The sequence below is a fragment of the Proteinivorax tanatarense genome, assembly GCF_040267685.1.
Lineage (GTDB): Bacteria > Bacillota > Proteinivoracia > Proteinivoracales > Proteinivoracaceae > Proteinivorax > Proteinivorax tanatarense.
This window is the reverse complement of the sequence record NZ_CP158367.1, coordinates 1,283,491-1,308,646: the sequence shown is the minus strand read 5'-3', so window position 1 is coordinate 1,308,646 and position 25,156 is coordinate 1,283,491. Positions and strand designations below refer to the sequence as shown.

Annotated in this window: 28 protein-coding genes and 1 tRNA gene; 8 read left to right on the top strand and 21 right to left on the bottom strand. The window is 33.8% G+C overall.

Annotated features, from left to right (window positions below):
* Positions 1-2 precede the first annotated feature (2 nt).
* The 14 genes from PRVXT_RS06460 to PRVXT_RS06395 form a co-directional block, all read right to left on the bottom strand.
* Positions 3-1,379: a UDP-N-acetylmuramoyl-tripeptide--D-alanyl-D-alanine ligase gene (locus PRVXT_RS06460; RefSeq protein WP_350344842.1), complete on the bottom strand. Its 1,377-nt coding sequence runs from the start codon at positions 1,377-1,379 to the stop codon at positions 3-5.
* Positions 1,345-2,859, bottom strand: a complete 1,515-nt coding sequence (locus PRVXT_RS06455) for a UDP-N-acetylmuramoyl-L-alanyl-D-glutamate--2,6-diaminopimelate ligase (protein ID WP_350344841.1) — start codon at positions 2,857-2,859, stop codon at positions 1,345-1,347. Before PRVXT_RS06455 ends, PRVXT_RS06460 begins: the two co-directional genes overlap by 35 nt.
* A gap of 232 nt (positions 2,860-3,091) precedes the next feature.
* Positions 3,092-5,185 (bottom strand): stage V sporulation protein D, encoded by a 2,094-nt coding sequence (locus tag PRVXT_RS06450; protein WP_350344840.1) that lies wholly within the window; start codon positions 5,183-5,185, stop codon positions 3,092-3,094.
* 18 nt (positions 5,186-5,203) lie between these two features.
* Complete coding sequence (locus tag PRVXT_RS06445; RefSeq protein WP_350344839.1) at positions 5,204-5,578, bottom strand: cell division protein FtsL; 375 nt, start codon at positions 5,576-5,578, stop codon at positions 5,204-5,206.
* Between the two features lie 35 nt (positions 5,579-5,613).
* A complete protein-coding gene (rsmH, locus tag PRVXT_RS06440) occupies positions 5,614-6,540 on the bottom strand; it encodes a 16S rRNA (cytosine(1402)-N(4))-methyltransferase RsmH (protein ID WP_350344838.1) in 927 nt (308 codons plus the stop codon).
* Positions 6,541-6,552: 12 nt separating this feature from the next.
* Complete coding sequence (mraZ, locus tag PRVXT_RS06435) at positions 6,553-6,984, bottom strand: division/cell wall cluster transcriptional repressor MraZ (protein ID WP_350344837.1); 432 nt, start codon at positions 6,982-6,984, stop codon at positions 6,553-6,555.
* Between the two features lie 142 nt (positions 6,985-7,126).
* Entirely contained in the window at positions 7,127-7,276 is a 150-nt protein-coding gene (locus PRVXT_RS06430; RefSeq protein ID WP_350344836.1) for a hypothetical protein, read from the bottom strand.
* A 131-nt stretch (positions 7,277-7,407) separates the two neighbouring features.
* On the bottom strand, positions 7,408-8,280 hold the full coding sequence (locus PRVXT_RS06425) for a hypothetical protein (RefSeq protein WP_350344835.1): 873 nt from the start codon (positions 8,278-8,280) through the stop codon (positions 7,408-7,410).
* Positions 8,281-8,634: 354 nt separating this feature from the next.
* Positions 8,635-8,841, bottom strand: coding sequence for a copper ion binding protein (locus PRVXT_RS06420; protein ID WP_350344834.1), 207 nt, complete (start codon positions 8,839-8,841; stop codon positions 8,635-8,637).
* 13 nt (positions 8,842-8,854) lie between these two features.
* Positions 8,855-9,118 carry a metal-sensitive transcriptional regulator gene (locus tag PRVXT_RS06415; protein WP_350344833.1) on the bottom strand — a complete coding sequence of 88 codons (264 nt, stop codon included), beginning with the start codon at positions 9,116-9,118 and terminating at the stop codon, positions 8,855-8,857.
* Between the two features lie 132 nt (positions 9,119-9,250).
* On the bottom strand, positions 9,251-9,985 hold the full coding sequence (gene lgt, locus PRVXT_RS06410) for a prolipoprotein diacylglyceryl transferase (RefSeq protein WP_350344832.1): 735 nt from the start codon (positions 9,983-9,985) through the stop codon (positions 9,251-9,253).
* Between the two features lie 34 nt (positions 9,986-10,019).
* Positions 10,020-10,940, bottom strand: coding sequence for a cysteine synthase A (cysK, locus tag PRVXT_RS06405; RefSeq protein WP_350344831.1), 921 nt, complete (start codon positions 10,938-10,940; stop codon positions 10,020-10,022).
* 40 nt (positions 10,941-10,980) lie between these two features.
* Positions 10,981-11,412, bottom strand: coding sequence for an RrF2 family transcriptional regulator (locus PRVXT_RS06400; protein WP_350344830.1), 432 nt, complete (start codon positions 11,410-11,412; stop codon positions 10,981-10,983).
* 112 nt (positions 11,413-11,524) lie between these two features.
* Complete coding sequence (locus tag PRVXT_RS06395; RefSeq protein WP_350344829.1) at positions 11,525-11,932, bottom strand: OsmC family protein; 408 nt, start codon at positions 11,930-11,932, stop codon at positions 11,525-11,527.
* Between the two features lie 87 nt (positions 11,933-12,019).
* Between PRVXT_RS06395 and PRVXT_RS06390 the strand changes: the two genes are divergently transcribed.
* Both PRVXT_RS06390 and PRVXT_RS06385 read left to right on the top strand, forming a co-directional pair.
* A complete protein-coding gene (locus PRVXT_RS06390) occupies positions 12,020-12,460 on the top strand; it encodes a DMT family transporter (RefSeq protein WP_350344828.1) in 441 nt (146 codons plus the stop codon).
* A 48-nt stretch (positions 12,461-12,508) separates the two neighbouring features.
* Positions 12,509-12,583 (top strand) — tRNA-Arg (locus PRVXT_RS06385).
* A 49-nt stretch (positions 12,584-12,632) separates the two neighbouring features.
* Here the strand turns inward: PRVXT_RS06385 and PRVXT_RS06380 are convergent.
* The gene (locus PRVXT_RS06380; protein WP_350344827.1) at positions 12,633-13,328 is read right to left on the bottom strand and encodes a DUF421 domain-containing protein; all 696 of its coding nucleotides are present in this window, start codon (positions 13,326-13,328) and stop codon (positions 12,633-12,635) included.
* Between the two features lie 137 nt (positions 13,329-13,465).
* Between PRVXT_RS06380 and PRVXT_RS06375 the strand changes: the two genes are divergently transcribed.
* The gene (locus tag PRVXT_RS06375; RefSeq protein ID WP_350344826.1) at positions 13,466-13,675 is read left to right on the top strand and encodes a hypothetical protein; all 210 of its coding nucleotides are present in this window, start codon (positions 13,466-13,468) and stop codon (positions 13,673-13,675) included.
* 73 nt (positions 13,676-13,748) lie between these two features.
* Here the strand turns inward: PRVXT_RS06375 and PRVXT_RS06370 are convergent, their stop codons facing one another.
* Positions 13,749-14,765, bottom strand: coding sequence for a PHP domain-containing protein (locus tag PRVXT_RS06370; protein WP_350344825.1), 1,017 nt, complete (start codon positions 14,763-14,765; stop codon positions 13,749-13,751).
* Positions 14,766-14,870: 105 nt separating this feature from the next.
* Between PRVXT_RS06370 and PRVXT_RS06365 the strand changes: the two genes are divergently transcribed.
* Positions 14,871-15,899 carry a M42 family metallopeptidase gene (locus PRVXT_RS06365; RefSeq protein WP_350344824.1) on the top strand — a complete coding sequence of 343 codons (1,029 nt, stop codon included), beginning with the start codon at positions 14,871-14,873 and terminating at the stop codon, positions 15,897-15,899.
* A gap of 209 nt (positions 15,900-16,108) precedes the next feature.
* Here PRVXT_RS06365 and PRVXT_RS06360 read toward each other — a convergent pair whose 3' ends face one another.
* Positions 16,109-16,966, bottom strand: coding sequence for an NAD(P)/FAD-dependent oxidoreductase (locus tag PRVXT_RS06360; RefSeq protein ID WP_350344823.1), 858 nt, complete (start codon positions 16,964-16,966; stop codon positions 16,109-16,111).
* Positions 16,967-17,023: 57 nt separating this feature from the next.
* Positions 17,024-17,128, bottom strand: coding sequence for a rubredoxin-like domain-containing protein (locus tag PRVXT_RS06355; protein WP_350344822.1), 105 nt, complete (start codon positions 17,126-17,128; stop codon positions 17,024-17,026).
* 166 nt (positions 17,129-17,294) lie between these two features.
* On the opposite strand from PRVXT_RS06355, the gene PRVXT_RS06350 reads away from it, so the two are divergent.
* A complete protein-coding gene (locus PRVXT_RS06350) occupies positions 17,295-18,689 on the top strand; it encodes an MATE family efflux transporter (RefSeq protein ID WP_350344821.1) in 1,395 nt (464 codons plus the stop codon).
* Here the strand turns inward: PRVXT_RS06350 and PRVXT_RS06345 are convergent.
* Positions 18,686-19,357, bottom strand: coding sequence for a hypothetical protein (locus tag PRVXT_RS06345; protein WP_350344820.1), 672 nt, complete (start codon positions 19,355-19,357; stop codon positions 18,686-18,688). The genes PRVXT_RS06350 and PRVXT_RS06345 overlap by 4 nt on opposite strands.
* A gap of 114 nt (positions 19,358-19,471) precedes the next feature.
* On the opposite strand from PRVXT_RS06345, the gene PRVXT_RS06340 reads away from it, so the two are divergent.
* Positions 19,472-21,007: a putative polysaccharide biosynthesis protein gene (locus tag PRVXT_RS06340; protein ID WP_350344819.1), complete on the top strand. Its 1,536-nt coding sequence runs from the start codon at positions 19,472-19,474 to the stop codon at positions 21,005-21,007.
* Positions 21,008-21,226: 219 nt separating this feature from the next.
* Positions 21,227-22,588, top strand: coding sequence for a sodium-dependent transporter (locus tag PRVXT_RS06335; protein WP_350344818.1), 1,362 nt, complete (start codon positions 21,227-21,229; stop codon positions 22,586-22,588).
* A 126-nt stretch (positions 22,589-22,714) separates the two neighbouring features.
* On the opposite strand, the gene PRVXT_RS06330 is transcribed toward PRVXT_RS06335, so the two are convergent.
* Both PRVXT_RS06330 and PRVXT_RS06325 read right to left on the bottom strand, forming a co-directional pair.
* Positions 22,715-23,638, bottom strand: coding sequence for a lysylphosphatidylglycerol synthase transmembrane domain-containing protein (locus PRVXT_RS06330; protein ID WP_350344817.1), 924 nt, complete (start codon positions 23,636-23,638; stop codon positions 22,715-22,717).
* Positions 23,635-24,189 carry a hypothetical protein gene (locus tag PRVXT_RS06325; protein WP_350344816.1) on the bottom strand — a complete coding sequence of 185 codons (555 nt, stop codon included), beginning with the start codon at positions 24,187-24,189 and terminating at the stop codon, positions 23,635-23,637. Before PRVXT_RS06325 ends, PRVXT_RS06330 begins: the two co-directional genes overlap by 4 nt.
* 420 nt (positions 24,190-24,609) lie before the next feature.
* Here PRVXT_RS06325 and PRVXT_RS06320 point away from each other — a divergent pair, with 420 nt between their 5' ends.
* Positions 24,610-25,143 carry a DUF2085 domain-containing protein gene (locus PRVXT_RS06320; protein WP_350344815.1) on the top strand — a complete coding sequence of 178 codons (534 nt, stop codon included), beginning with the start codon at positions 24,610-24,612 and terminating at the stop codon, positions 25,141-25,143.
* Positions 25,144-25,156: the final 13 nt, after the last annotated feature.

Here is a 25,156-nt window from a genome sequence, read left to right as displayed (position 1 = left end):
TACTAAAACTCCTCTCGTAAAAAGTTGACTACCCTTTCTAGCTTTAGACCTCTAGACCCTTTTACAAGGATTAAGTCACCTTCTCTTAAATATTTTTTTATTTTAGTTAATAGATAATCAGTTTCATTAAAGACTAAAGTCTTTTCTCCCCTTTTATTATTAAATCCTTGGGCTAAATCTTCTGCGTACCGACCTATAGCTATTAACATATCTACTTTACTTTCCCCAACCTTTTCCCCCGCTTCAATGTGAGCTTTCTTTGAGATATCTCCTAACTCTAGCATATCACCAACTACGGCAATTTTCCGTCCTGAGTGTTTAAAATCATTTAATACATTTATAGCTGCTATTGTGGAGGTTAAAGAAGAATTATAGCAGTCACTGATAATTTTAACCTTTTTATTTTTACTTTGAATAATCTCTGTGCGCATACCTGTCATATCAAGTCTGTTAAGTCCTAACTTAATTTCATGTTCTGTAAGACCATGTAAAAGGGCACATAAAATAGCTGCTAAAGCATTAGATACATTGTGTTTACCAAGCATTGGTAACCAAACCGAGAAATTCTTCCCTAATCCATTTACAGTAAATTCTACTCCTTCATTTGTTTGTTTTAAATCATATGCATACAGGTGATTATGCTTTCCAAATCCATATAACCAAGAGTTAGAGTGAATATTTTTCATCTTTTGCAAGTAGGGGTCATCTCCATTTAATATGGCTTTCCCCTCAACGTCTACATTATATAGCAACTCTCCTTTGGCCTTAGCAATTCCTTCTCTTGTTTTTAAAAATTCAATATGAGATTCTCCAATATTAGTTATAATCCCAACATCTGGCTTTGATATATTAGCCAAAAAATCGATTTCCCCAAAATTGCTCATACCCAACTCCAAGACAGCAACTTCATGACTTGACTCCAATCTCGTAAGCATAATTGGAAGACCTATTTCATTATTAAAGTTGCCTTGTGTTTTAAATGTGTTGTATTTTTTAGCAAATATAGAATAAATTAAATCCTTTGTTGTCGTTTTCCCATTACTACCAGTTATAGCTATAACTTCAATGTTTAAGCATTTTCTATAGTTGGTAGCTAACTGTTGTAGTGCTTTGAGATTGTCTTTTTGTAAAATAAATTCACAATCTAAATTTTTATCTATATATTTTTCATTTTCGACAAAAACACATTTACTGCCATTTTTTACAGCACTTTCGATAAAATCATGCCCATCATGGTTTTCTCCTTTTAGAGGCACAAATAAACTATTACTGGATGGTATTCGGCTGTCAATTATTACTGACTTTATTTTTCTGTTGCAATTTTCTGTCAATAAGACTCCACCACTAAGATTTAACAATTCTTCTACTGTAATTTTCATTTTTCTTCATACTCCTTAAAATATCTTCAACAACTTTTTTATCATTAAAGTCCACTGTTTTATCAGATAAAATTTGATAATTTTCATGACCCTTACCAAGTATCAACACAGTATCATTAGACTTAGCATTATAAATTGCACTTTTAATTGCTTCTTTCCTATCAGATATTATCTCAACATTATCTTTACTGCTAAATCCGTTAATTATATCTCTGATAATATCTTCAGGAGGTTCTTTCCTCGGATTGTCATCAGTTAAGATTACAGAATCACTATATTTTTCAGCAACTTTTGCCATCTGTGATCTTTTCTCTTTATCCCTTTCCCCCCCACAGCCAAAAACAGTAGTTATTTTCCCTTTTGTAATCTGATTTGCTGTTTTTAGTACGTTATCTAAACCATCAGGTGTATGAGCATAGTCTACAATAATTGTTAAACCAAGTTCATTATAAACTGGTTCAAACCTTCCGTTTATGCTTTTTATCTGCTCAAAATACTGTGCTATTTCATCTAAGGTAATACCTTCAAGTAATGATACTGATATAGCTGCTAAACAATTATAAATGTTAAATTCTCCTATTAACGGAGTGAAAATTTTCGTACTGCCTTTCCATGTTTTTAAACTAAAGATACTTCCTCTATCAGTTGCCATAATGTCATTTGCTACTACATCACAACTTTGATCATATATTCCATAAGTTATTATATCAGATATGGTTACACTTTGAAAAAAGTTTGAGTATGGGTCATCCCCATTAATTACTGCCACTTTAAATTTTTTGTTTTTCGTAAAACCTGTTCCTAACGAAGTCAAAAATCTACCTTTTACTTGCTTATATTCTTCTAAATTCTTATGAAAGTCTAAATGATCTTGACTAAAATTTGTAAATACTGCTATATCAAAATTGGTACCATATATTCTTTTTGTAACTATAGAGTGAGAAGAAACTTCCATTATTAAATGACTTCCTCCTCCCTCCAAAACCTCTGATGCCATCCTCTGAATTTGGTAAGATTCAGGGGTTGTGGTATTACATTGTCTAGTATCATCTAAAATTTTATAACCATTTGTACCGAAAAATCCTAAGGCATACCCTTTTTGGGCCAACACTTCATTAATTAAATAACTCACTGTAGTTTTACCATTTGTGCCGGTAACTCCAATCACCCTCAAATTATCTGTAGGAAATCGGTAGAATTTCATAGCCAGCTTAGCTAGTGCTTTTCTTCCATCCTTAACATAGAGGGTAGTTATTGGAAGACTCTTATCTAAATAGTTCCATTTAACAACTACCGCTATAGCCCCTCTTTTAATAGCATCAGATATAAATTGATGACCATCTACATCATAACCCTCAATAGCTACATAAATCCACCCTTTTCTTATTTCTCTAGAATCTTTCGTAATACCAGAAACATCTAACTCAACTTCACCTTTCACCTTACAATGCAAGTCAGAAATTAATTCTTTTAGTTTCATCTCATCACCCCATATTATACATTTTAAAATATATAATATGCTCTTATGTGGCATTTTTATTCCAGTTTATAACGTTAAAGTGAAGCTTCTATTACAGCCAGTTACTAAGCATTCTAAACAGTAGGGACTTACGACTTACTAACTATTGATTACTCTTATAATGCTTGAATTTAGTTAAGCTGAAAAAAGTTGAACAAAAAGACAGGATTTACCTGTCTTAATATACCACATATTAAGGTGATTCTAAGTTTACTGACACAGTAGAGTTTACTTCTATATCTTCCCCCGGAAGAGGACGTTGCTCAATTACCACTCCATCTCCTTTTGCGTCAATATCTAATCTAAGCATTTCTAGTATTACTTCTACCTCAGACAACGACTTACCTATTAGGTTAGGCATAGAAACGATGCTATCCCTTTTTGATTGCTCATCCCCAGTCTGTACTACTAAAGTGCTGTCTATTGGAATTTCAACGCCAGCTTTAGGAGTTTGGTCTATAATGTACTCACCCTCTCCTTGATGTTTCAAATTAAATCCTACTTGCTCCAAAGTTCCTCGCGCTTCCTCTAAAGTCAGATTTATTAAGTCAGGAACTACAGCCATTTCAGGCGGTTCTTGTTGTCCTTCTTCTAAGTTAGGGGGGATTTCCATGTACTCCAATACACCTTCCATAATATCTTTAAATAATGGTGCAGCTATTTGAGAACCCCATTGTGGCCCATGAGTTGGTTCATCTACCATTACATACATTACTATTTGCGGGTCTTCCACTGGTGCAAACCCCACAAAAGAACCTATTATAGCATCATCTCTATATCCACCATCTTCTGCAATTTTTTGAGCTGTTCCTGTTTTACCTGCAATGTTATATCCTTCTATTGCAGCAAACCTACCACTACCGTTTTCAACGACACTAGCCAATATACCTCTCATTTCGTGGGCTGTTTCTTCAGAGAATGCTGTTCTTACTGCAGTAGGTTCAACGGAGCGAACAACATTTCCATTGACATCTTTAAATTCTTTGGCTATGTGAGGCTGCATTAACTTGCCTCCGTTTGCAACGGCAGCAACACCCATGACTTGCTGTATAGGAGTCACAGAATTTCCTTGACCAAAAGAACTAACTGCTAGATCCACCTGACTCATTGTTTCTGGGTTAAACAAAATACCTGTTGCTTCCCCTGGCAGATCAATTCCTGTTTTTTGTCCAAAACCTAAGCCATGTATATAATGAAAAAGCCTGTCTTCTCCTAATTTTAATCCTAGATTCATAAGACCTGGATTGCATGAGTTTTCTGCAACTTCTGTATAAGTTTGAGACCCATGCCCCCTTGATCTCCAGCACCTTATACTTCTCCCACCCACCAGCTTGCTGCCTGAGCAGGAAAATCCCGATGTAGGAGTAATTATATCTTCTTCCAGTCCTGCAGCTAAGGTAACTATTTTAAATGTTGACCCAGGTTCAAAACTGTTAGAAAGCAAAGCATTTCTCCACGATTCATGTGGGTACTCAGCATAATTTTCAGGATTGTAATCAGGCTTATTTGCTAAAGCTAATACCTCTCCAGTATTAGGATCTATCGCTATAACAGAAATCCCCTTTGGTTCATATTTTAGCATCGCCTTAGCCATCTCTGCCTCTACTATATGTTGAATATTTTTATCAATGGTTGTAACCATGTCTAATCCATCTTCTGGTGGTATGTAACGTTGAACACCATCTGGTAATTCTCTTCCTCTAACATCAGATTCATAAACTATGTGGCCGGGTTTCCCCCCTAGTTCATCCTCGTAATACTGTTCTAATCCCTCAAGGCCTTCATCAATTCCAGCAAATCCTAGAACATGGCTAGCCAATTTCCCATTGGGATAAAACCTTTTACTTTCCATTGTAGTCCTTATACCACGCATATTTAACCTTTTTACTTCTTGTGCAATCTCATCACTCACCCGCCTTTGAACATAAACCTCAGACGAATGCTTTGTAATACGCTCATATACAGTCTCTTGTTCCATGTCTAGTATTTCTGCTAATTTTTCAGATACCTCTTTTGGATTTTCTATTTCTGAAGGTATCGCTACTATTGTTTCAGCTGTTGCACTGCCAGCTAATAACTCTCCATTTCTATCGTAAATCTGTCCTCTTTGCGGCCTTATAATCAATTGTCGATTCCATTGGTTCTCAGCTTTTTCTAAATAATAATCTCCACGGACAAACTGTACCCAAAACAACCTAGCAATTAGAAAACTAAATAGAGTTAAAAACACGGCAAATGTGACCATTACTCTTTTCCTTATGGTCACATTAGAAAGTTGTTCTTTCACGTACCATCATCCTCACTTTTAGTCACTTTGTTCTGGGGAAGTACGAACAACTTTATACTCTTCTGGACGAGGCTCAACCAAACCCAACTCCTCTGTGGCAACAGTTTCTACCCTAGATAGTGAACTAGCTTTAGCAACCTCAACTTGTAAACTATTTTTTTCATCAGCTAATTGGTTTTTTTGAACTGCTAAACTGTTAACCTCTCTAGACATTGCTACAAGATTGGCATGCCTATAAACGACGCCAACAGATATTCCAACCATTATCATTATTAGTAATGCATTCTTAAAAAATGGATGAATCGGCCCCCGACCTTTTTGGGTATAAGTCGAATTGTTTTGATATTCATTTCCCCAGTTATGTACTTGCTTTTTTCTTTCAGCTACCATCATTTTTATTCACTCCCTTCAACTTTTAGAACAACAACCTAAATTAGTTCCACTACCCTAAGTTTTGCACTTCTTGCCCTATGATTTTTTTGTATTTCTACATTACTTGGTAGGATTGGCTTTTTATTTATTATCCTAATACTAGGTGAGTTTTGACAAGCACAAATAGGCAAGTCTTTAGGACAAATACAACCTTGGGCTTTCTTTTTAAATATTTTTTTTACAATTCTATCTTCTAACGAATGAAACGTTATCACAGCCATTCTTCCACCTGGCTTTAAACATTTCAGACCATTTTCTATTCCTCTTTTTATTACACCCAACTCATCATTTACTTCAATTCTTATAGCTTGAAAAGTCCTTTTTGCAGGATGTGGCCCCTCTCTTCTAGCAGCAGCAGGTATAGCTTTTTTAATTACTTCGACCAACTGAAATGTTGTTTCTAATGGCCTCTCTTTGATAATAAAGTTAGCAATTCGCTTTGCCCATTTTTCTTCTCCATAATCTCTTATCAAGCTAGCCAACTCTTTTTCCGGGTAATTATTCACAACATCTAAAGCATTGAAAGAATTCGCTTTGTCCATTCGCATGTCTAAAGGTGCGTCATAATTGTAACTAAACCCTCTTTCCCCATCGTCTAGCTGAGGTGAAGATACTCCAAGGTCATAACATATGCCATCTACCTTATCTATACCTAATTCCTGTATTTTGTCTTTGACAAACTCAAAATTACTTTTTACTGGAAGAAATTTATTTTTAAACTCTTTGAATTGTGCTAAATTATATTCTATCGCTTTTTGGTCTTGATCAATGCCGATAACTACACCATTAGAATCAAGACATTTTAGAATTTCGTAAGTATGACCTCCACCACCTAAAGTACAGTCTACATACACTCCATCTTTTTTTATCTTTAAATTTTCTACAAGTTCATCTCGCAAAACTGTTTCATGCTCAAAACTCACTAGTTACTCCTCCTAAATATCAAACTTAACAATCTCTTCAGCAATTTGATCAAAGGATTGTTCTGCTTTTTCACTATATTCATCCCATTTTTCTTTACTCCAAACTTCAACTCTGTTCGAAACACCTATAATAACAGCTTCTTTTTCTATCTGTGCATATTTTCTTAGGGTTTGTGGTACAAGAACCCTACCTTGTTTATCTATTTCACACTCAGTAGCTCCCGAAAAAAGAAATCTTACAAACGCCCGTGCATCTCCTTGGGTAAAAGGGAGTGATTTAAGCTTTTCTTCCATGTGGGCCCATTCTTTTTTAGGATATACAAAAAGACAGTTGTCTAGTCCTCGAGTCATAATAAACCCACTACCAAGTCCTTCTCGAAACTTGGCTGGAATTATAACCCTTCCTTTTCCATCTAAGTTATGAAAAAATTCGCCTAGGAACACATCATCACCACTTTCACTCCACTTTTACCCACATCAAACCACTTTTATGTATCTTCTACCCACACAGTCTAAAACCCTTTTTTTGAAAGGTATTTTTACAAAAAAAAATCTAGTCCATTAGGACTAGAAAGGTAAGACAATATTAGTTAAATACTTCGGAGGTTTCATCATTTGATGTGGAACTAATTACACTTTCACCACATTTGGGGCAGTTGAAGCCGTTATTATGCTGCACCATACCTTGTAACCCACAGCTTAAACACAAAAACTCCATAACCTCCACTTTTGACAAAGTATATCGCCTCCCATTTTTATATTAAACACCTTTATTAGTACATTCTAAACCACAAACTAAAATCCCTTCTTTTTTCAGAACTTTTTATATATTATAATTTATTATATTTTATCCAAATGTGTGCTATTTTATTCCAGTATTAAAGAATGTTGATCAAATTCTCTTAAATCAGATTCCCTTATAAATTTAATTACATTTTCACCTTCTTGAAAATATTCTTTTTTTACCGAAAAAATCTGATACCCTTCTGATTCATTGAAATAAACTCTTGTTAAATTTTCCCTTTGTTGTATAGTCACAACTTCTCCCCCAAAAACGTACATACACAACTGATCATCTGAGTGCAAATCATTTGAATACATATCATTCTCAGCTAAAATCGGTACAGTGTTAGAATCCGCAACCACAAATTTTTCTAAACCATCTACTTTTATATCGTCTTTTCCCTCTTCTAGAAGAGTAAACTGTACCGGAGTAGAATATATGTAGTCCTCTTCACTATTTAATATATCACCTTTAGATTTATCTACGAAAATATAAGTTATAGGTCCTTCTCCTAACAAAAATTTATCCAAAGTGACTAATTGATAATTTGGTTCATCGTTTTTGACCTCAATAAAAACCTCCCTTTCTTCAGCAAAATAATCAATTCTGCTTATACCTGCACCAACTACATAAACACCTATATCATTAAAATGATTAACACTTGCGAGCTCTAAATTGTCTATTCCATGTTGAGCTAAAATATTTTGATCATAATTATGTCCTCCAGCAATAAAGAACCTTGGATATTTGCTATCGCTACTATATTCTCCATACCATTGCTCTTTTAATACTTCTTTGTATGGTAGCTGCTCAAAATCACGGGAATCTGAAATTAAAACATTGGTAAATGACACAATTAAAAACATTAAAAATACTAGCAAAGCTAAAATTCCAAGACCGTAAAGTAGCCTACTGTTACCCTTAAGATTAATAACTGCAAAATATTGTCCTTTCATTCCTTCACCCCCAATAAATATTTACCTAATATTTATTGGCTATATTTTAAAACTAGAACCAAATAAGCCATTTAAAAGATGCTTAACATCGTATCTTTTTATTTCTAAAACTTGAAAATCTCAGATATTTTGATGCAAGAGATAATTTTACAACCCTTGACAGTGTTTATTTCTTAAAAAAAGTAGGAGGAAAATCTATGGATATAGGAAATTCATTAACCTAATCGTATATTCTGATTTCTTGTTAGGCTTTAGTAAGATATTGAGTGAAAATTAACCTTGGCCAATTTATCCTAGATCTATATATTTACCTTTAGCACTCCATTAAAAAAAGGACCTCAACAAGGTCCTTTTTTATATCACACTATATCCAGTTTCTGTTATAGTATTAATTAATTTTTCTCTTGTCACTATATTTTCATCATAACTTATAGCTACCTCACCTAGCTGTAAGTCAACTTGAACAGTTTGTACTCCTTCTAGTTTATTTAATGCTTTTTCAACTGCATTTTTACAGTGTTCACATGACATTCCGGATACACTAAAAATAACTTTAACCATTTATAATCACTCCTTATTTTAAAAATTTGCCCATAACTTCTAAAAGCTCTTCAATAGCCTTTTCCTCATTATCATTCTCAAAAGCTTGAGCCACACACCCTTTTGTGTGTCCCTCTAAAACCATTAAACCTACCTTATTTACACCTGCTCTAACAGCAGCTAGTTGCGTAAGGACATCTACACAATACCTTTCATCATCAACCATTTTTTGGATTCCACGAACTTGACCTTCTATCCTCTTTAACCGATCTAACAACTTTTGTTTTTCACAGCCCACATTATTACCCCCTAACCGTATAGGTATATGTTATAATTTTATAGTTTATACCTTCTATTGTCAATATTCAACTGGTTCTGTATCAAAAAGCCCAACGCCTCATCAATTCTATAGAGACACTGGACTTTAAATTTAAGATTTAGCTTTATATTTATTTAAGTAATAATATAATCCTAAACCCACTAATATAAGTATTACGCTAATTAGCTGGGCTGTACGGATAGATCCTATCATTAAACTGTCGGTCCGAAATCCTTCTATAAAAAACCTTCCAACTGAATATCCAATTAAATAAAAAGCAAATATTGAACCCCTAGCTAGTTTTTTCTTTCTTAAAACTAGGAGTATACCAAATACAATCAAGTTCCAAATAAATTCATAAAGAAAAGTTGGGTGTCTATACGCCCCATCAATATACATAGCCCATGGTAAATCAGTCTCATAACCATAAGCCTCTTGATTAACATAATTTCCCCATCTACCAATACCTTGTGCTAATATTAGTCCAGGTGCAACCAAATCCCCTAACTGCCAAAAATCTATTTTTTTTACTTTTGCAAAAAAATAAGCAACTACAGTACCAGCTAACACACCACCATGTATAGCCAATCCACCTTCCCATATAGAAAATATTCTTGCCCAATCACCTCTATATGCATCAAGATTAAAAAGCACATAGTATAATCTCGCACCGATAATACCGATAGGCAAAGCAATAAGTAAAAATTCATCGAAAATCTCAGGGTCAACCCCTTCTTTTTTACCTAGAGTTTTTATTAAAAATAATGCTGTTAAAGCTCCTACTCCTATTATTATCCCATACCAATACACGGTAATAGGACCTATGTTAAATGCCACTGGATCCATTTTATACCACCTTTAAATTTTCATTTATTTTTATTTAAACTTCTTCATATAAGGGAGTAGACAAATATCTCTCACCGTTATCAGGCATTATAGCAACTATCGTTTTATCTTTATTGTTGACATCCCTTGCTATTTTTATAGCAACATTTAAAACTGCACCTGAAGATATCCCAGTTAAAACACCATGTTTTTTTGCCAACCATCGACTAGCATCATAGGATTCCTCATGCCCAACGGTCGCTATGTCATCAATTACTTCTTTTCTAAGGATTTCTGGAACGAATCCTGCGCCTATACCTTGAATTTTATGGGGTCCTGGTTTTCCTCCAGATAATATAGGAGAATCTTCTGGTTCAACAGCTATTATTTTTATGTTTTTTATTTTTTCTTTTAATACTTGCCCCACTCCTGTTATAGTTCCGCCTGTACCCACACCGGCTACAAAATAGTCCACATTTTCATTTGTGTCTTTTAAAATTTCTATAGCAGTTGTTTCTTTATGAATCTCAGGGTTTGCATCATTAAAAAACTGACTAGGGATAAATGACTTACTGTTTGCCTCAGCTAATTCTTTTGCCCTATCAATTGCTCCAGCCATTCCTTTTTTACCTTCTGTAAGTTCTAGATTTGCACCAAAGGACTTTAATAGTTTTCTTCTTTCAATACTCATAGTATCAGGCATAGTCAGAATAAGTTCATATCCTTTAGATGCTGCTACCATCGCCAACCCTATTCCTGTATTGCCAGAGGTTGCTTCAATAATAGTAGTTTCACCGGGAGTGATCGTCCCTTCTTGTTCAGCTTTTTCAAACATTGCCAGTGCAATCCTATCCTTTACACTGCCTCCTGGATTAAAAAATTCTAATTTTAAAATTAACCGCCCATGAAAGCTAGGATCTAGAACCTCTACTAGAGGAGTCTTGCCAATTAACTCATTAATATTATTATATATCATTTAAACCATCTCCTTACATAATTAGATTACCTTTCATTGCTTATATATAATACATTAGCTGTCGCCTTTTATTAGCATTATCGCATAATTGTGCAAAGTCTGTTTCAGATAATACCTTGTGTATTTCTTTTTCCAATCTGCTCCATATAGGTAAAAAACAACAATCATCATAAGTTTCACACTTGTCATCTGAGCAGGGAGTCGTTACAAATGGTCCATCGGTTAGAGTTATAACATCTGCCACAGTTATATTTTGAGGTTCTTTTGCTAGCAGATACCCTCCCTCTGCTCCTCTTTTACTTTTGGCCAGTCCACCTTTTTTTAAAACAACTAAAATTTGCTCCAAATACTTTAATGGTATTTTTTGATTCTTTGCAATTTCTCCGATTTGCACCGGTTTACCTTGGGAGTATTTTAGAGCTAGTTCTAAAACCGCCTTACAAGCATAATCTCCTTTTGCAGAAATCTTCATCCCATCACCTTCTCTATAATCTATACATGGTTTGTATACTTACATTATATATGGTTGTTAATTACCAGTCAATACCTTTTATTTTTTAATATCTATTTAAAATTATACCCTCTTATTTAATTATTTCCAATATATACTCTATCTTTGCTGTAGGAACAAACATATTAGAGACGCCACAGTACTTTTGTTGCGATAGCTCCACAGCTCTATGTACTTTTTTTTCATCTAATTCCCCTTCAAAAGAATATTTTATTGTGATTATTTCATAAGTTTTTGGGTGTTCCTCCCTTCTAACCCCATCTACTTTTATTGACAACCCTTTAAGTGGTTGTTTCATTTTTTCTAACATTTGCACCACATCTATTCCTGTACAACCGCCAATTGCCATCAAAACCAATTGAGTTGGCCTTAAACCATCCTGCTGATTAGGATTCATATCTATAGTATTCCCTTGACTATTCTGTCCTTCAAACTTGGTATCACCGTTCCATTTAACTATAGTTTCAACTTTGCTCTCCATTTTATAACCTCCATTTATATTTTTGTTATGTAATGATAATACTACAAAAGTACCCTCATTAAAAATAACAACAAGGAGTGCTTAAACTTGATTAAAACTATTTTACCATTGCTTGTTGCAGCTATAAGCGGTGCTGCCATGACATTTCAAGGGACAGTTAATTCAGCTTTAGGAAAAAAAATCGGCGTTATTGAAATGTCTTTAGTCGTTCATGCTATTGGTTTAGCAGCTAGTATAATTGCAGTTATTTTTTTCGGAACAATGCCTAAATTTACTTTAGCTAAAACCCACCCTCATTACTTCTTTTTAGGCGGCATTTTGGGCGTAGTAATAATTGTTGCTGTGGCATTTACTATAGCAAGAACTGGAGCAGCCCTAGGAATATCAGTTATATTAATTGCACAACTTGTTACCGCTGTGATATTAGACCATTTTGGCATTTTTACCTTAGAACGAATTCCCATAGGAGCCACTAGGGTTATAGGGACTATTCTTATGATTGTTGGAGCAAGGCTGTTAGTAAAGTAACTACCTTGCTTTTTTATGACTTTATGGTATACTATAAGTTGACAATCAGCGCCTATAGCTCAGGGGATAGAGCACCGGTCTCCGGAACCGGGAGCCCAGGTTCAAATCCTGGTAGGCGCACCATCAAACCTATACTGCATATACATTAAGCCACCTTTTTAGGTGGCTTTTTTTATGGAACTTCCCTTTCAATATCCTTTCTACAGACATAAGTGTTTTCTTGAGCATCGACATGAGCATAAATAACTTCTTCGATTTTATATCCTTCCTTTTTAACTATGTTCTCCAACCACTTAATATCTTTGTTGGCTCTCTTTAAATTCTCGCTTTGAATCTGCCCATCTAAAATCAAAGGTAGTGGCAGGCCACCAGCAGGAGGGTTAATTCCAACATCACCAGGAGTAAGAGGTCGCTTTTCAGGCTTTAAAATCACACTTAGTTCACCGTTATTTTCAAGTATTGCATACTGAACATCAGAAATATTACTAATATCCTTTTCCCTTAGTTGCGAAACCAAATCTGTAACACTGTAACGCAAACGCTCTATTTCTTTTCCTAATATCTTACCCTCTTCTACAATGATACTTGGAGTACCTTCGATTGCTTTTCTTAATTTTTCACTCTTTAGCGTAATGTAAGACAATAACATTTCAGCCCCTACTAACGTTGCTATAGGTATAATACCAATGTGTAAAGGAACAGTTGTATCTTCCATTGGTATCGCAGCAAGCTCAGCAATCATAATAGCAACAACTAAGTCAAAAAGAGAGAGTTGGCCTATCTCTCTTTTTCCCATAAGCCTCATCATCAATAGCACTATGGAGTAAAGTAAAGCTGCTCTTAAGAAAACATTTAATGCTTCAGGCATTATTAAATACCTCCAGTTTAACTTCTCCTTAATTAGTTTCTCCTGAACAATTAACCGATATACCTTGTTTTTTTAGTGTATAATTTCACAAAAATTAGCACAAAGTAATAGTAGCCAACCAAAAAGGAGGCCTTGTCTTGCCAAAAAAAGATAATTACAGAAGTAGGTTTTGTTCAACAAAAGACTTGGGGCATGATAGCTACAGTAGCACAGAATTTAGCCACGAGTTAGACATTCCCATAAACCATACGAAAAAGTTTAGAAACATTAACAGTTCTACGTATAGTCATAAAAGACGGAGTGCAAAAACTAAATTAAACACTTATCCTAGCGATTTTTATAGTTAGCATAATACTCGGGCTGTTTATAGCAGCCCTCTTTTTTTGCTAAAGCATATACATGTGGCTTTTTTATCCAAAGTCAGTTAACATAAATATTATTAGAAAATATCCATGGGCTTGATCCTTCCCAAACCTCCACTCTATAAATCCCCCTTTCATTAACTTTAACTTCCGCTTTAGATTCTTTTGCTTTGTAAATGGTCTTTCCATCTTTTTTTAAATAAATCTCCGCTATTAAGTTCCTAGGTAATCTAATAACTGCCTTTAAGTTCTTTTTAAAACATAGATCGCTTCCGATACCAAATGTATCTTTATTATCTGAAATCCAAAAGTTAAACCCCTTTGCTAAATGCTTAACTTCAAATGCAAAATAACTCTGACCCTTTCTTAAACTATCTAAAATTACTGTTTCAGCTTCTAGGGCATCTTTAGGTAACCTCTTATCAGTGAGTACATAATTATTGAGTGCATTGAATAACTGTTTATAGGATAAAATCTCCCATGGACCAATTTGGGGACTATGTATGTCAGTCCCCGCTATTGCAAACACTTTTCTATTTTGACTAACTTTGTCAAATATAGCCATGCTTTCTTTACATGGGCCTGTTATGGGTTTATATGGAGAGAAAATTAAATTTTTTAAAGCTTCTCTTTTATTTTTTGTTTGGTCTTTCCACTGTGAGCAAAAGTTCCATACCTCAATTCCATCATACCCATACACATCCCAATTAGTCCACGGAAAACTAGCACCATTAAACATTACATTTGAGCCTTTTTCGCAAGGGTGAGCAATTATACCTATACCCTCCTGAGCTTTAACTTCATTTATAACTACTTGTGGATTATCACAATTTGTTTTAATTTCATTGGAAATTCCTAAAGCTAAATAATGATGTTTTTTCTTATTTAGCTCACTACCCATTATTAACAGGAGTCCATCGTAGTAACCAGTTTTTTCAAATGCAAAGCAGTTATGGTCAGTTATGCAGACAAAATCAAGTCCCGCCTTTTTTGCTATCTGTGCTATATCCTCTACACTTCTTGTTCCATCAGAAAGCTTGGAGTGTACATGGATATTACCTCTATAGGTATACATAAACACCATCCTTAATCTCTTTTTAAAGATATCATACCATATTTTAGTTCATAAATAGTAGATATTATGATATTATTAAGAAAAATCACTAAAGGGGGAAATCAAATGGACTTTGAAAAAAATTATATAGTTGAAAAACTAACTGAACTATGTAATACGCCATCAGTTACTGGAAATACTGCTAATATCCAACGGAAAATAAAGAAGGAAATTAAGGACCTGGGTGTTGAAGTTTATGCAAATGAAAAAGGAGGACTTATCGCTACTATACCCGGTGAAAAAGAATCTGCGATAACTGTTTCTGCCCACATTGATACCCTAGGAGCTATGGTAAAAGAAATCAAGGGAAATGGCAGGTTAGCAATCAGCTTAATTGGAGGATTTGACTTTAACAGTATAGAAACTGAAAATTGTACAATACATAGTTGTAAAGGCGACTACACTGGTAGTTTTGTGCTAACTAAGGGATCGGTCCATGTACATGGTGGGGATACAGCTAAACAAACCAGAGATAAAAATAGCATTGAAATCAGAGTAGATGAAAATATAAATACTAAAGAAGATGCAGAAAAATTAGGCATAGCTGTTGGAGATTTTGTTTCCTTTGATGCAAGAGTTTTTAAAACTAAATCCGGTTATATAAAATCCCGTCATTTAGATGACAAAGCAGGGGTAGCAATAATCTTGCAGACAATTAAAACTTTAAAAAAACAAAATATAACTCCCGTTAATACTATTAACTTTTTCATCAGTAACTATGAAGAAGTGGGGCATGGCTCTAGTTTTATTCCTCAAAATACCCATGAACTGGTTGCCGTCGACATGGGAGTAGTTGGTGATGGACAGCAAGGAAGTGAGAATTGTGTATCAATATGTGCAAAAGATTCATCAGGACCTTATGATCTAGATATGCGCAAATCTCTAGTAAAAATTTGCCTTGAGAAAAAGATTCCTTATAAAGTAGATATTTTTCCTTTCTACGGTTCAGATGCTAGTGCCGCTTTAGCAGCGGGTAATAATATACGAGTAGCTTTAATTGGTCCTGGCGTTGATAATTCTCATAGTTATGAAAGAACTCATGTTGATGGACTCATGGCTACTTATAATCTTCTATACCATTATTTGACAAGGTAGCTATAGAATATAAATCCCTTTTTTTATAAACACTATAATTATGAGGAGGGATATTCCTATGATGCTATTTCGTAGAAAAAAAACTAACAATAAAAAGTGGATGCTCATGGCGGTCCCATTAGCTGCGCTTATGGTCGGAAAAATGTTAAAAAGAAGATAAACAACTCCTCATAAGCAAAACCAGGTGCTTTAGCACCTGGTTTTTTACTTTAGATTGTTTTTAGACCATCAATGTAGGAAACAGCTGATAGACCTGCTATCTGCCCCTCTCCTACGGCTTTAGCGACTTGTAATGGTTTGCCTGTACAATCACCAGCTGCAAATACGCCCTCGATATTGGTAGCCATATTTTTACCTACTTTTATAGCTTTATTGTTAAACTCTAACCCTGCTATAAGCTGAGAAGGTTGAATCGATTCTCTAAGAAAGAATACCCCGTCCACATGTAAAACATCTTTTTCTAGTACTAATTCTTCTGCTTTAAGCTTTCCTTTTACCTCTTTAGGTTTTTGATATAATACTTTAACATTTTTCGCTAAGCTTAATTTACTTTTATATAAGGGTATATAATAAACAATATCTGCTAGTTCCGCTAAAAAATTTGCTTCTTTCTCACCCTCTGCTATTTTTGATACAATCGCAACTTTTTTGTTTTTATATAGCGGCCCATCACAGGTAGCACAATACCCTACACCCTTACCCAAATATTTTTCTTCTCCTTTTATTGCTTTAAACTTTGGAATTCCAGTAGCTAGAATCAATGATTTACAATTATAAACATCGTCTTTAGCAGCTAAAGTAAATCCTGGCTCCATTTGAAATATCTCTATAATTTTTTCTTGTTTGATCTCAACATCATAATTATTTACATGCTGACAAAACTTATCTAATAAATATGCTCCATTAGAATTAGGGAATCCCAAATAGTTATCCATATGAGCCGCTTTATGTAAATCAGTAGTTTTAGGATCTTGAGCAAAAAGAATAACACTTTTATTTCTTATTCTGCAATTTAAAGCTGCTGAAAGTCCTGCTGGACCCCCGCCTATTATAGCTACATCATACATGTTGTTTTATCCCCTTCTTTGTATAATAAGGGATGCCCTGTAGGACATCCCAAAATATTACTTGCACCTATCAAAAGTTTTGCAGTTGCACTGAGGACATTTTCTTGGCCTTTGCTCTCCTTTATGCTTATGCCCACAATCTAAACATTCAAATTTTGACATATTTACACCTCCATAAAAGATGGGGTTTCTATATTATTATTTCACTTATGATCAAAAGTTAATCTATTATAATAATATTTTTTTACTTTTTATTTAATTATAGTATTGCTCAAATACAATCACAGTGATAATATATTTTATTATTGAATCAGAAAGGAATAAGTTTATGCTGCCAAAACTTGGGCTAAAAAAAGAATCAGCTTTAATGATAATAAGTTATGCTTGGCCAATAATCGTTGAAACTTCACTACAGTTATTAATAGGTTGGGTAGATACAATAATGATTAGCAGAAAGCTAGGAGAAATTGCGTTCAATGGTGTTAATACAGCCAACTCCCTTTTAGGGTTAATTACTCTCGTTTTAATGGTATTAGTTACTGGGAGCAATATTTTAATAGCTCAATATATTGGAGCCAAAAACCCCAAAAAAGCTAGTGAAATTGTACACCAATCCTTGTTTTTCATGATAACAACTAGCATTGTTATTACTTTTTTACTAACATTATTCGGGCCTAAACTACTAAATTTTATGCCTGTAGAAAACCAGGAAATCATCCAACAAGCTAATATATATATGAAAATTATAGTAGTATTTTTACCAATCCAAGGTGTAATGATGCTATTAAGCGGTGTAATCAAAAGTACTGGAGACACAAAAAGACCGATGCTTGCTATGGTTTTTGTTAACTTATCAAACACCGCTCTAAATTATATTTTCCTATATAAGGTTGGTGAAAATTTACATATTCAAGGTCCTGCTTTAGCAAGCGGCATTTCTCGAAGTATTGGACTGCTATTTTTGATTATCATCATTAGCCAAAAGGATTTTCTACTTTCCTTAAAACTCAAAAAAATCTTTAAGTCAAATTTTCATCTATTAAAGGAAATAGCCTATGTTGGTACGCCTGCTGGTTTCGAGCAGATCTTCTATAGAGGTAGTATGTTTCTGCTTAACCTAATAATCATGTCACTAGGCTCCAGTGTGCAAGCAGCAGCTTCATACTCTAGTAAGATAGAAGCAATATCTTTTGTTCCAATTTTTGGGCTAAGTATGGCTACTTCTATATTAGTAGGACAAACAGTCGGTAATAACGATTTTATAAAAGCAAAAGAAATTACTAATTTTTCTGTAAAGATATCCATAATCTTTATGGTAGCAGCAAGTTCTGTGTTTATTTTATTTGGCCCTTATTTATTAAAGATCTTTACTTCAAATGAAAATACTATTGCAACCGGCACTACCATTCTTTATATGATAGCATTAGCTCAGCCTGCCAAAGCAATCAATATGTCTTTAAATGGTACTTTTCGAGGAGCTGGAAACACTAAATGGGTAATGTGGGTTACATTAATCGGCACAGCTTTTATTTGTGTCGGTTTGGGCTTTACTTTAGGAATTATTTTTAATTTAGGTATCTACGGTTTATGGGCTGCTGTCATTCTTGATGAATGGACTCGGGCATTGATAAACTGGCTATACTACAAACACGGCAACTGGGCTTCATACAGGCTAGTAAATATTAGTGATAAGTCAGATTTAACAAAGGATATAGCAAGCTAGCCGTTAAATTCAAAATAAGTCCCCCCACAAAATAGTTCTATAGGATAATCAGTGCTTATACCAACTAAAGCCTTGTCACCTTTTTGGGTATTAATTAAAAAAGGATACTTTTTGCTAAACTGTACATCACCAGACTTAAGAGATAGCACGGTTTTAACCTGCCCATCTCTTTTTTTATTTATCCACGATCCTTTCTCACCAAAAGATACTTTGGGGTGATTATCCACTGTACAACAAATTCCAGGGAACCCCAAATCATCTAAAAATAACTTACTTTTATCCAATTCAGTTTTTATCTGAGGGGCTAACCATTTATAGGATAACAAAATATAGTGAGATGCTTTAACACCATTTACAACATTAAACCCCGTCCAATCCCTTTTATACAAGTTAAACAAAATTACACCTTTATGATACTTAAAAGGGTGTGAATATTTTTTCTCCCACCATAACTGAAGAGATTTGGACAGTTTTCTTTTGTTTATTTTGTTCTCGCTCTGAATACCATGTAGTTTTCTAGCACATCTATGTTCCATTTCAGTAAAATTAACAAAGTCTTCTCCATATTTGTCTAAGTTGTGATTTCCCAATGCAACTAACAAAGCTCCTTCATATTCTCCTACAACCATACCCAAGCTATTATCATAATAATCAAATACCTGTAACAATGCTATCACTCCCTAATATCTATTACTTAGAAATTCAACATTTCTTGTTTTTATCCTTCAAAAAGAATATATTTATTCTTTCTTAAATATCTTTTATCTAGGGAGAGGATAAAATTGAAAAAATCACTATTAAGACAGACCTTCTTGTTAATGTGCGCTTCTTTAGTTGCTAGGTTTTTGGGTATGATTTATCAAACAGTCTTGTCTAGAACAATAGGACCACAAGGACTGGGGCTTTATCAAATGACTTTTACCGTCTACCTAGTGGGTCTAACGTTAGCTACCATAGGTATGAATCAAAGTTTATCAAAAACAACATCTGAGTTTATCGCCCGCGGCGACTATAAAAACACCCATAAAAATTTCCGTTTAACTATGCTTATAGTTACCATTACATCCTTCTCTATATCTTTATTTGTACTAATTTTTGCCCCTAAAATTGCTTTACTTCTATACGATGATCCAAGGCTGACTTTACCGCTAAGATTTATTAGCATTTCTATTTTTTTTGTAGCACTTTCTCAAGTTTTTCAAGGCTATTTTCAAGGACAGAAAAACATGGTTCCTTCTTCTGTCTCTCAAATTACTGAACAGATATTTAGACTCATCTCAATACCTTTGATTATAATCCCTCTATTAAAAAGGGGGACTGTAGCTGCCGCCTCAGGTACTGTGTTAGGTATGGGGATAGCCGAAATTTTCGGTTTTTTAGTGTTGGCGATTTTTTATTTCTTTGCATCTAAAAAACCAAAAAAAGTGTCATATCATGAGGAAAAAGCAGCTCAGCAATTACTTAAAAACCTGTTTGTGCTAGCTATTCCCATAGGACTAGGTAGCTTAGTAGCCACAACTAATCATTCATTAGGCAATCTTATTATTCCTAGAGCCCTCAGAGTTGCCGGTTACTCACAAGAGTTGGCAGTTGAAGCCTTAGGTTATTTTAGCGGTATGGCATTACCCCTCATTTTTTTCCCCACCGTCTTTAGTTTTCCTATAGCAGTTAGCCTAATTCCAGGAATCTCTGAAGCTATAGCCCAAAAACAAGAAAAAATAGCTCAATTTAGAATACAAATCGCTTGTAAATTTACTATTCTACTAGGTTTCTCAGTAGCGTTGATTCTTAGCTTATATAATGAACAGATTCCTTACATAATCTTTGGATATAAACAAGTTGGTTCTTATCTAAGTATTTTAGCTATATCCTGCATTTTTTTATACCCCCATCATATTTTTACTTCTGTACTTCATGGATTAGGTCGACCCTCTCTTGCCTTAAGAAATCTTGTTATTTTTACCACTTTAAATTTAACCCTACTCTCAATTCTCGTAAGCAAACTGGGAATTATAGGAGCTGTTTGGACATTTACATTAGTTAACACTTTTGCATTTTTTTTAGATTATCTTACCATAAAAAAAATTTTTTATTTTAAATTCGATATTCTAAACTGGTTTATTAAACCATCAATTTGTGCTCTGTTTTCATACAAAGCTTCACAGGTATTTTTACAGACTCATACGTTTGAATTAAAGTGCCTGATTTTCAATTTAATTATCACTTCAGTTCTTTTTGGCATTTCATTGTTATTTACTGGAACAATAACTATTAAAGAAATTAAACCTTTATTTCAAATTTTAAACTTCAAAAAATAAATTGCACTTTTACAAGTGCAGTTTATTTTTTGTCGAAAGTGAAATCTTTCACGCATTTATGTGAAAATAATAACTTTTTGAATTTTTCTAAATTCTGCAGGAAAATTTGCTTGTTTATCGAAGTTTTATATTATACTATCTTGTTTTATATTTACAAAGTTATGGAGGTGAATACAAAGCAAATAAATTAGTACCTAAAAAAAAGCAGAGGTGATTTAAATGTCTAACAAAAGAGATCAATTTGGTTCTAATTTAGGTTTTATTATGGCGGCAGCAGGTTCTGCTATTGGTTTAGGTAACATTTGGCGTTTCCCCACAGTAGTTGGGCAAAGTGGTGGCGGAGCATTTGTTATGCTTTATTTGCTTATCATACTAGCAATAGGAGTTCCGATAATGATTGCAGAATTATCTGTGGGACGAAAAGGTCAAAGAAGTATAGTAGGTGCCTTTTCAGAAATTATACCAGGAACTAAATTTAGAATAACTGGCATTCTCGGAACTATCGCCGGCTTTATAATTCTTAGTTTTTATTCGGTAATTGCTGGATGGGGTCTGGCATATATTTTTAAGTTTCTTACAGGTAGCTTTGCTGGTCTTGATAATGATGCTATAGCCAATGTTTTTACAGATTTAGTAACTAACCCCTTTTGGGCAATTGCATGGCACTTTATCTTTATGACTATAACGGTTTCAGTTGTCATCGGCGGCATCAAAAATGGGATTGAAAAAGTAAGTAAAACACTGATGCCAATACTATTTTTTCTGCTAGTTGCATTAGCTATAAGATCAATAACCCTTGATGGAGCAATGGAAGGCTTGGCATGGTTTTTAACTCCTGACTTTTCTCAAATCACCATTGGAACGGTACTAAGTGCTCTAGGTCAAGTTTTCTTTACCTTAAGTTTAGGTATGGGAGCTATTATGACTTACGGTACTTATTTATCTAAAAAAGAAAACTTACCTAAAAGCGCAGTTATGATTTCTATAGCTGACTTAGGCATTGCCGTGTTAGCTGGAATCATTATTATCCCTGCAGTATTTGCTTTTGGTTTAGACCCTGATTCTGGCCCTGGGCTTATCTTTATAACTTTACCAGCTGTGTTTGGAGAAATGCCTTTTGGAAATTTCTTTGGAACTTTATTTTTTGTTCTATTTTCTATAGCAGCTGTAACATCTGCTATTTCACTTTTAGAAGTTACTGTTTCCTATTTTATAGATGAGCTAAAATGGAGCCGAAAAAAAGCGTCTATCTTAGCTGGAATTGCAATCTTTATTTTGGGAATACCATCAGCTTTAGGTGAAGGTGTTTGGTCTAGCTTTACTATCCTAGGAAATACCTTCTTAGATTTTGCGGATAGTCTTACTGCGGTGTATATACTACCTCTTGTAGGTCTATTAACAGTTACTTTTGTTGGTTGGGTTTGGAAGCCTGAAAACGCTCTTAAGCACATAGAAGAAGAAGGAAATACTTTTTCTATGGGAAAATATTGGGCTTTTCTAGTTAAATGGATTTTGCCTATAATATTATTTTACATTTTAGCAAGTGGTATATGGGACAGTTTAAGAGAAATATTATTTTAAACTTATATAGAATAGCTTTAAGCCACTAGTGCATCTATCTGCATTAGTGGCTTTTTTTATAAAATAGTACAAGTTAAAGTGGAGTCACTAAAAGAACCTTTTAGATACTATGGGACACACGTTTAACTAAAGTGATATATTTTTATTGTAACCAAACAATTTTGTTACCGATATAAAACCTGCAGAAAATAACATTAGAGCCCAAAAAGTGAAAAACCTAAATATTACAGCTGAGGCAAAGGCAGCACCAAAATCAACTCCTTGAGCAGAAAGCATAACCCCCATTCCTCCTTCAAAAGTTCCTACACTTCCTGGAGTAGTTGGCAGCATAGCTATTCCATCTGCAAGATAGACTACCATCATAATCTGCCAAATATCTAAAGAAAACCCAAAAAAATTAGCTATCAGCAAAAATTTCAAAGGGTACAATCCCCAAACAACTAAATTGCTTACCAATACAGCAACTATCAACTTTACATCAAATTTTTTTAAATGACTTATAACTAGAAAAATTTTACTTACAACAATTGCATAATATTTGTTTAATAAAAACTTAAATACCACTAATGCGGTTAATAATATGACAAAAAAAATGATAGGACCATTTAAAGATAACTCAAAGGTAAAATCAACATAAATAAAAGCGCCGGCAACTAATAACAAGTATATAATAATACTACAAGTCTTTTGAGCTACCGAGATCGCAAAGATTTGGGGATATTCAATTTTTAACTCTTTCTTTAAGAGCAAGATTTTTACACTTTCTCCCCCTGCTTTAATCGAAGGGGTTATAGACTCCATAAATTTTCCTGCTAAATTTATACTAAACATATTAAAATAAGAAATCTTATAACTACAGTTTGATATAAGCCATTTATATTGTAGTGTAACAAGTGAAAAAGAAATTCCTTGCAAAATAATTAGACAAAGTACTGTATGCCAAGGCATATTAAAAGCTTGACTAAATGCCTCCCTCTCTAAATTAGTTATTCCATAAGCAAATAGTATAACAATAACTAACCATCCGAAAATTTTAGCAATTTTTTTCATAAAGTAATATCCTTTACACTACATAAAAAAGTTTTATCAAAAGTTAGTTGATTTAAACTTCTAAACTTTTTTAATTTTATAGGAGCATTATCTAAAGTTGTATAACATTTAGAGCTAGGCTTTGGTGACCTTATTAATATCTTTGCATCTTTAGGAGCAGTTTCCGCTATTGATTTCAGAATTTCACCTTTCGGCTCCGCCTGAAGAGGTACAAAAATTATACTATAAGAACTAAAGTCAAAATGTTTACCATTTATATATTTAACATCAATATTTTTTAAATCCAAGCTTTTAATTAGTTGCTGAGCTTTAGTTGCACAACATTTATCACAGTCTAGCACAGTCACTTTAGAGCAATACTCTGATATATACATGGCTGAATATGGTATAGCTCCGCCACCTATAAACAAAACATTATCAGCTTTATTTAATTCTGCTAAGTCAATTTCCTCCATAACCACCTTTTTATATGCATAACTATATAATTCCCGCACTGGCTTTATTGAGCACATTTTACATTCGCACCACTGAGTAAAACGAGAAATCCACATACCTAAATCCCCCTAAATAACCTAAATATTTGCTGTTTTAAGAACAGTCCTTCATGTTAAAAAAAGGTTGTTATTAACAGTTGTCATTATAACAAAATGCATAAATAATGCATGGAATGTTAAACATGTTTTTGTCCTACAACTAACAAAGTCCAACACTTATAAAGCAACATTTCATCAGTAGAACTTTACTCTATAGCTGATTGTTAACTAAGTCACTTAGCCTTATCATTTACAACTCTTGGATTTCCGCCATTTAATTGTCCTCACAGCTGATTAACTTGTGTAACTTTACTAAACGGGGTACCTTTACTTGAAAACTATTCTCAACTAAATTATAGGCACACTTCCGATATATGTCAATACTTTTTATACATTTTGTATAGGATTATATAAATACCTTTTAAAGGGTGGTATGTTATGGAAGATATCATGTCAATAATAGCTGATTTTTTTTGTCACAGGGCTAGTTCCAGAAGCCTTTTTTGGACTTCTAACCAATTTTGGCTCTGTTCACGCTGCACTGGTATGTATTCAGGGATATTTTTCTCATATCTTTTATTTTCTATTTATTTCTACAATCAAAGACCTACTCCAACTTTATCACAAAAATTTGTTTTTATATTCTTTTTTCTGTCAATGATTTTTGATGGTGTTCTATCATATTTAAATATCACTGAATCAAGCAATTTATTAAGAACACTTACAGGAGCTATGTTTGGAACAACTATTCCCGTGTTTTTTTATAATGCATACAATTTTAACTTGCAGTCTAAAAAAATATCTCTAGTTATATTTTGTATCTACCTTTTGTTGACACTTTCTTTAATTATAATTTTATATAAAACTATAATTCCATATAGTATGGCTACAATTACGACATTTACGGGAATTGCTTTTATTTATCTTATGGGATGTAAATTGATTTATAAGGGAATTCTACTTAATAAATAATCTACTTACTCAG

Bases quoted from the DNA above. Each gene is read 5' to 3' on its own strand.
- PRVXT_RS06445 (WP_350344839.1), bottom strand. From the start codon at position 5,578: ATGATGGTAGCTGAAAGAAAAAAGCAAGTACATAACTGGGGAAATGAA.
- PRVXT_RS06330 (WP_350344817.1), bottom strand. From the start codon at position 23,638: ATGAAAAAAATTGCTAAAATTTTCGGATGGTTAGTTATTGTTATACTA.
- PRVXT_RS06355 (WP_350344822.1), bottom strand. From the start codon at position 17,128: ATGTCAAAATTTGAATGTTTAGATTGTGGGCATAAGCATAAAGGAGAG.
- PRVXT_RS06425 (WP_350344835.1), bottom strand. From the start codon at position 8,280: ATGAAAGGACAATATTTTGCAGTTATTAATCTTAAGGGTAACAGTAGG.
- PRVXT_RS06325 (WP_350344816.1), bottom strand. From the start codon at position 24,189: ATGTGGATTTCTCGTTTTACTCAGTGGTGCGAATGTAAAATGTGCTCA.
- cysK (WP_350344831.1), bottom strand. From the start codon at position 10,940: ATGATATATAATAATATTAATGAGTTAATTGGCAAGACTCCTCTAGTA.
- PRVXT_RS06460 (WP_350344842.1), bottom strand. From the start codon at position 1,379: ATGAAAATTACAGTAGAAGAATTGTTAAATCTTAGTGGTGGAGTCTTA.
- PRVXT_RS06335 (WP_350344818.1), top strand. From the start codon at position 21,227: ATGTCTAACAAAAGAGATCAATTTGGTTCTAATTTAGGTTTTATTATG.
- PRVXT_RS06360 (WP_350344823.1), bottom strand. From the start codon at position 16,966: ATGTATGATGTAGCTATAATAGGCGGGGGTCCAGCAGGACTTTCAGCA.
- PRVXT_RS06400 (WP_350344830.1), bottom strand. From the start codon at position 11,412: ATGAAGATTTCTGCAAAAGGAGATTATGCTTGTAAGGCGGTTTTAGAA.
- PRVXT_RS06320 (WP_350344815.1), top strand. From the start codon at position 24,610: ATGGAAGATATCATGTCAATAATAGCTGATTTTTTTTGTCACAGGGCT.
- PRVXT_RS06395 (WP_350344829.1), bottom strand. From the start codon at position 11,932: ATGGAGAGCAAAGTTGAAACTATAGTTAAATGGAACGGTGATACCAAG.
- lgt (WP_350344832.1), bottom strand. From the start codon at position 9,985: ATGGATCCAGTGGCATTTAACATAGGTCCTATTACCGTGTATTGGTAT.
- PRVXT_RS06350 (WP_350344821.1), top strand. From the start codon at position 17,295: ATGCTGCCAAAACTTGGGCTAAAAAAAGAATCAGCTTTAATGATAATA.
- PRVXT_RS06370 (WP_350344825.1), bottom strand. From the start codon at position 14,765: ATGTATACCTATAGAGGTAATATCCATGTACACTCCAAGCTTTCTGAT.
- PRVXT_RS06420 (WP_350344834.1), bottom strand. From the start codon at position 8,841: ATGGTTAAAGTTATTTTTAGTGTATCCGGAATGTCATGTGAACACTGT.
- PRVXT_RS06380 (WP_350344827.1), bottom strand. From the start codon at position 13,328: ATGCCTGAAGCATTAAATGTTTTCTTAAGAGCAGCTTTACTTTACTCC.
- PRVXT_RS06455 (WP_350344841.1), bottom strand. From the start codon at position 2,859: ATGAAACTAAAAGAATTAATTTCTGACTTGCATTGTAAGGTGAAAGGT.
- PRVXT_RS06365 (WP_350344824.1), top strand. From the start codon at position 14,871: ATGGACTTTGAAAAAAATTATATAGTTGAAAAACTAACTGAACTATGT.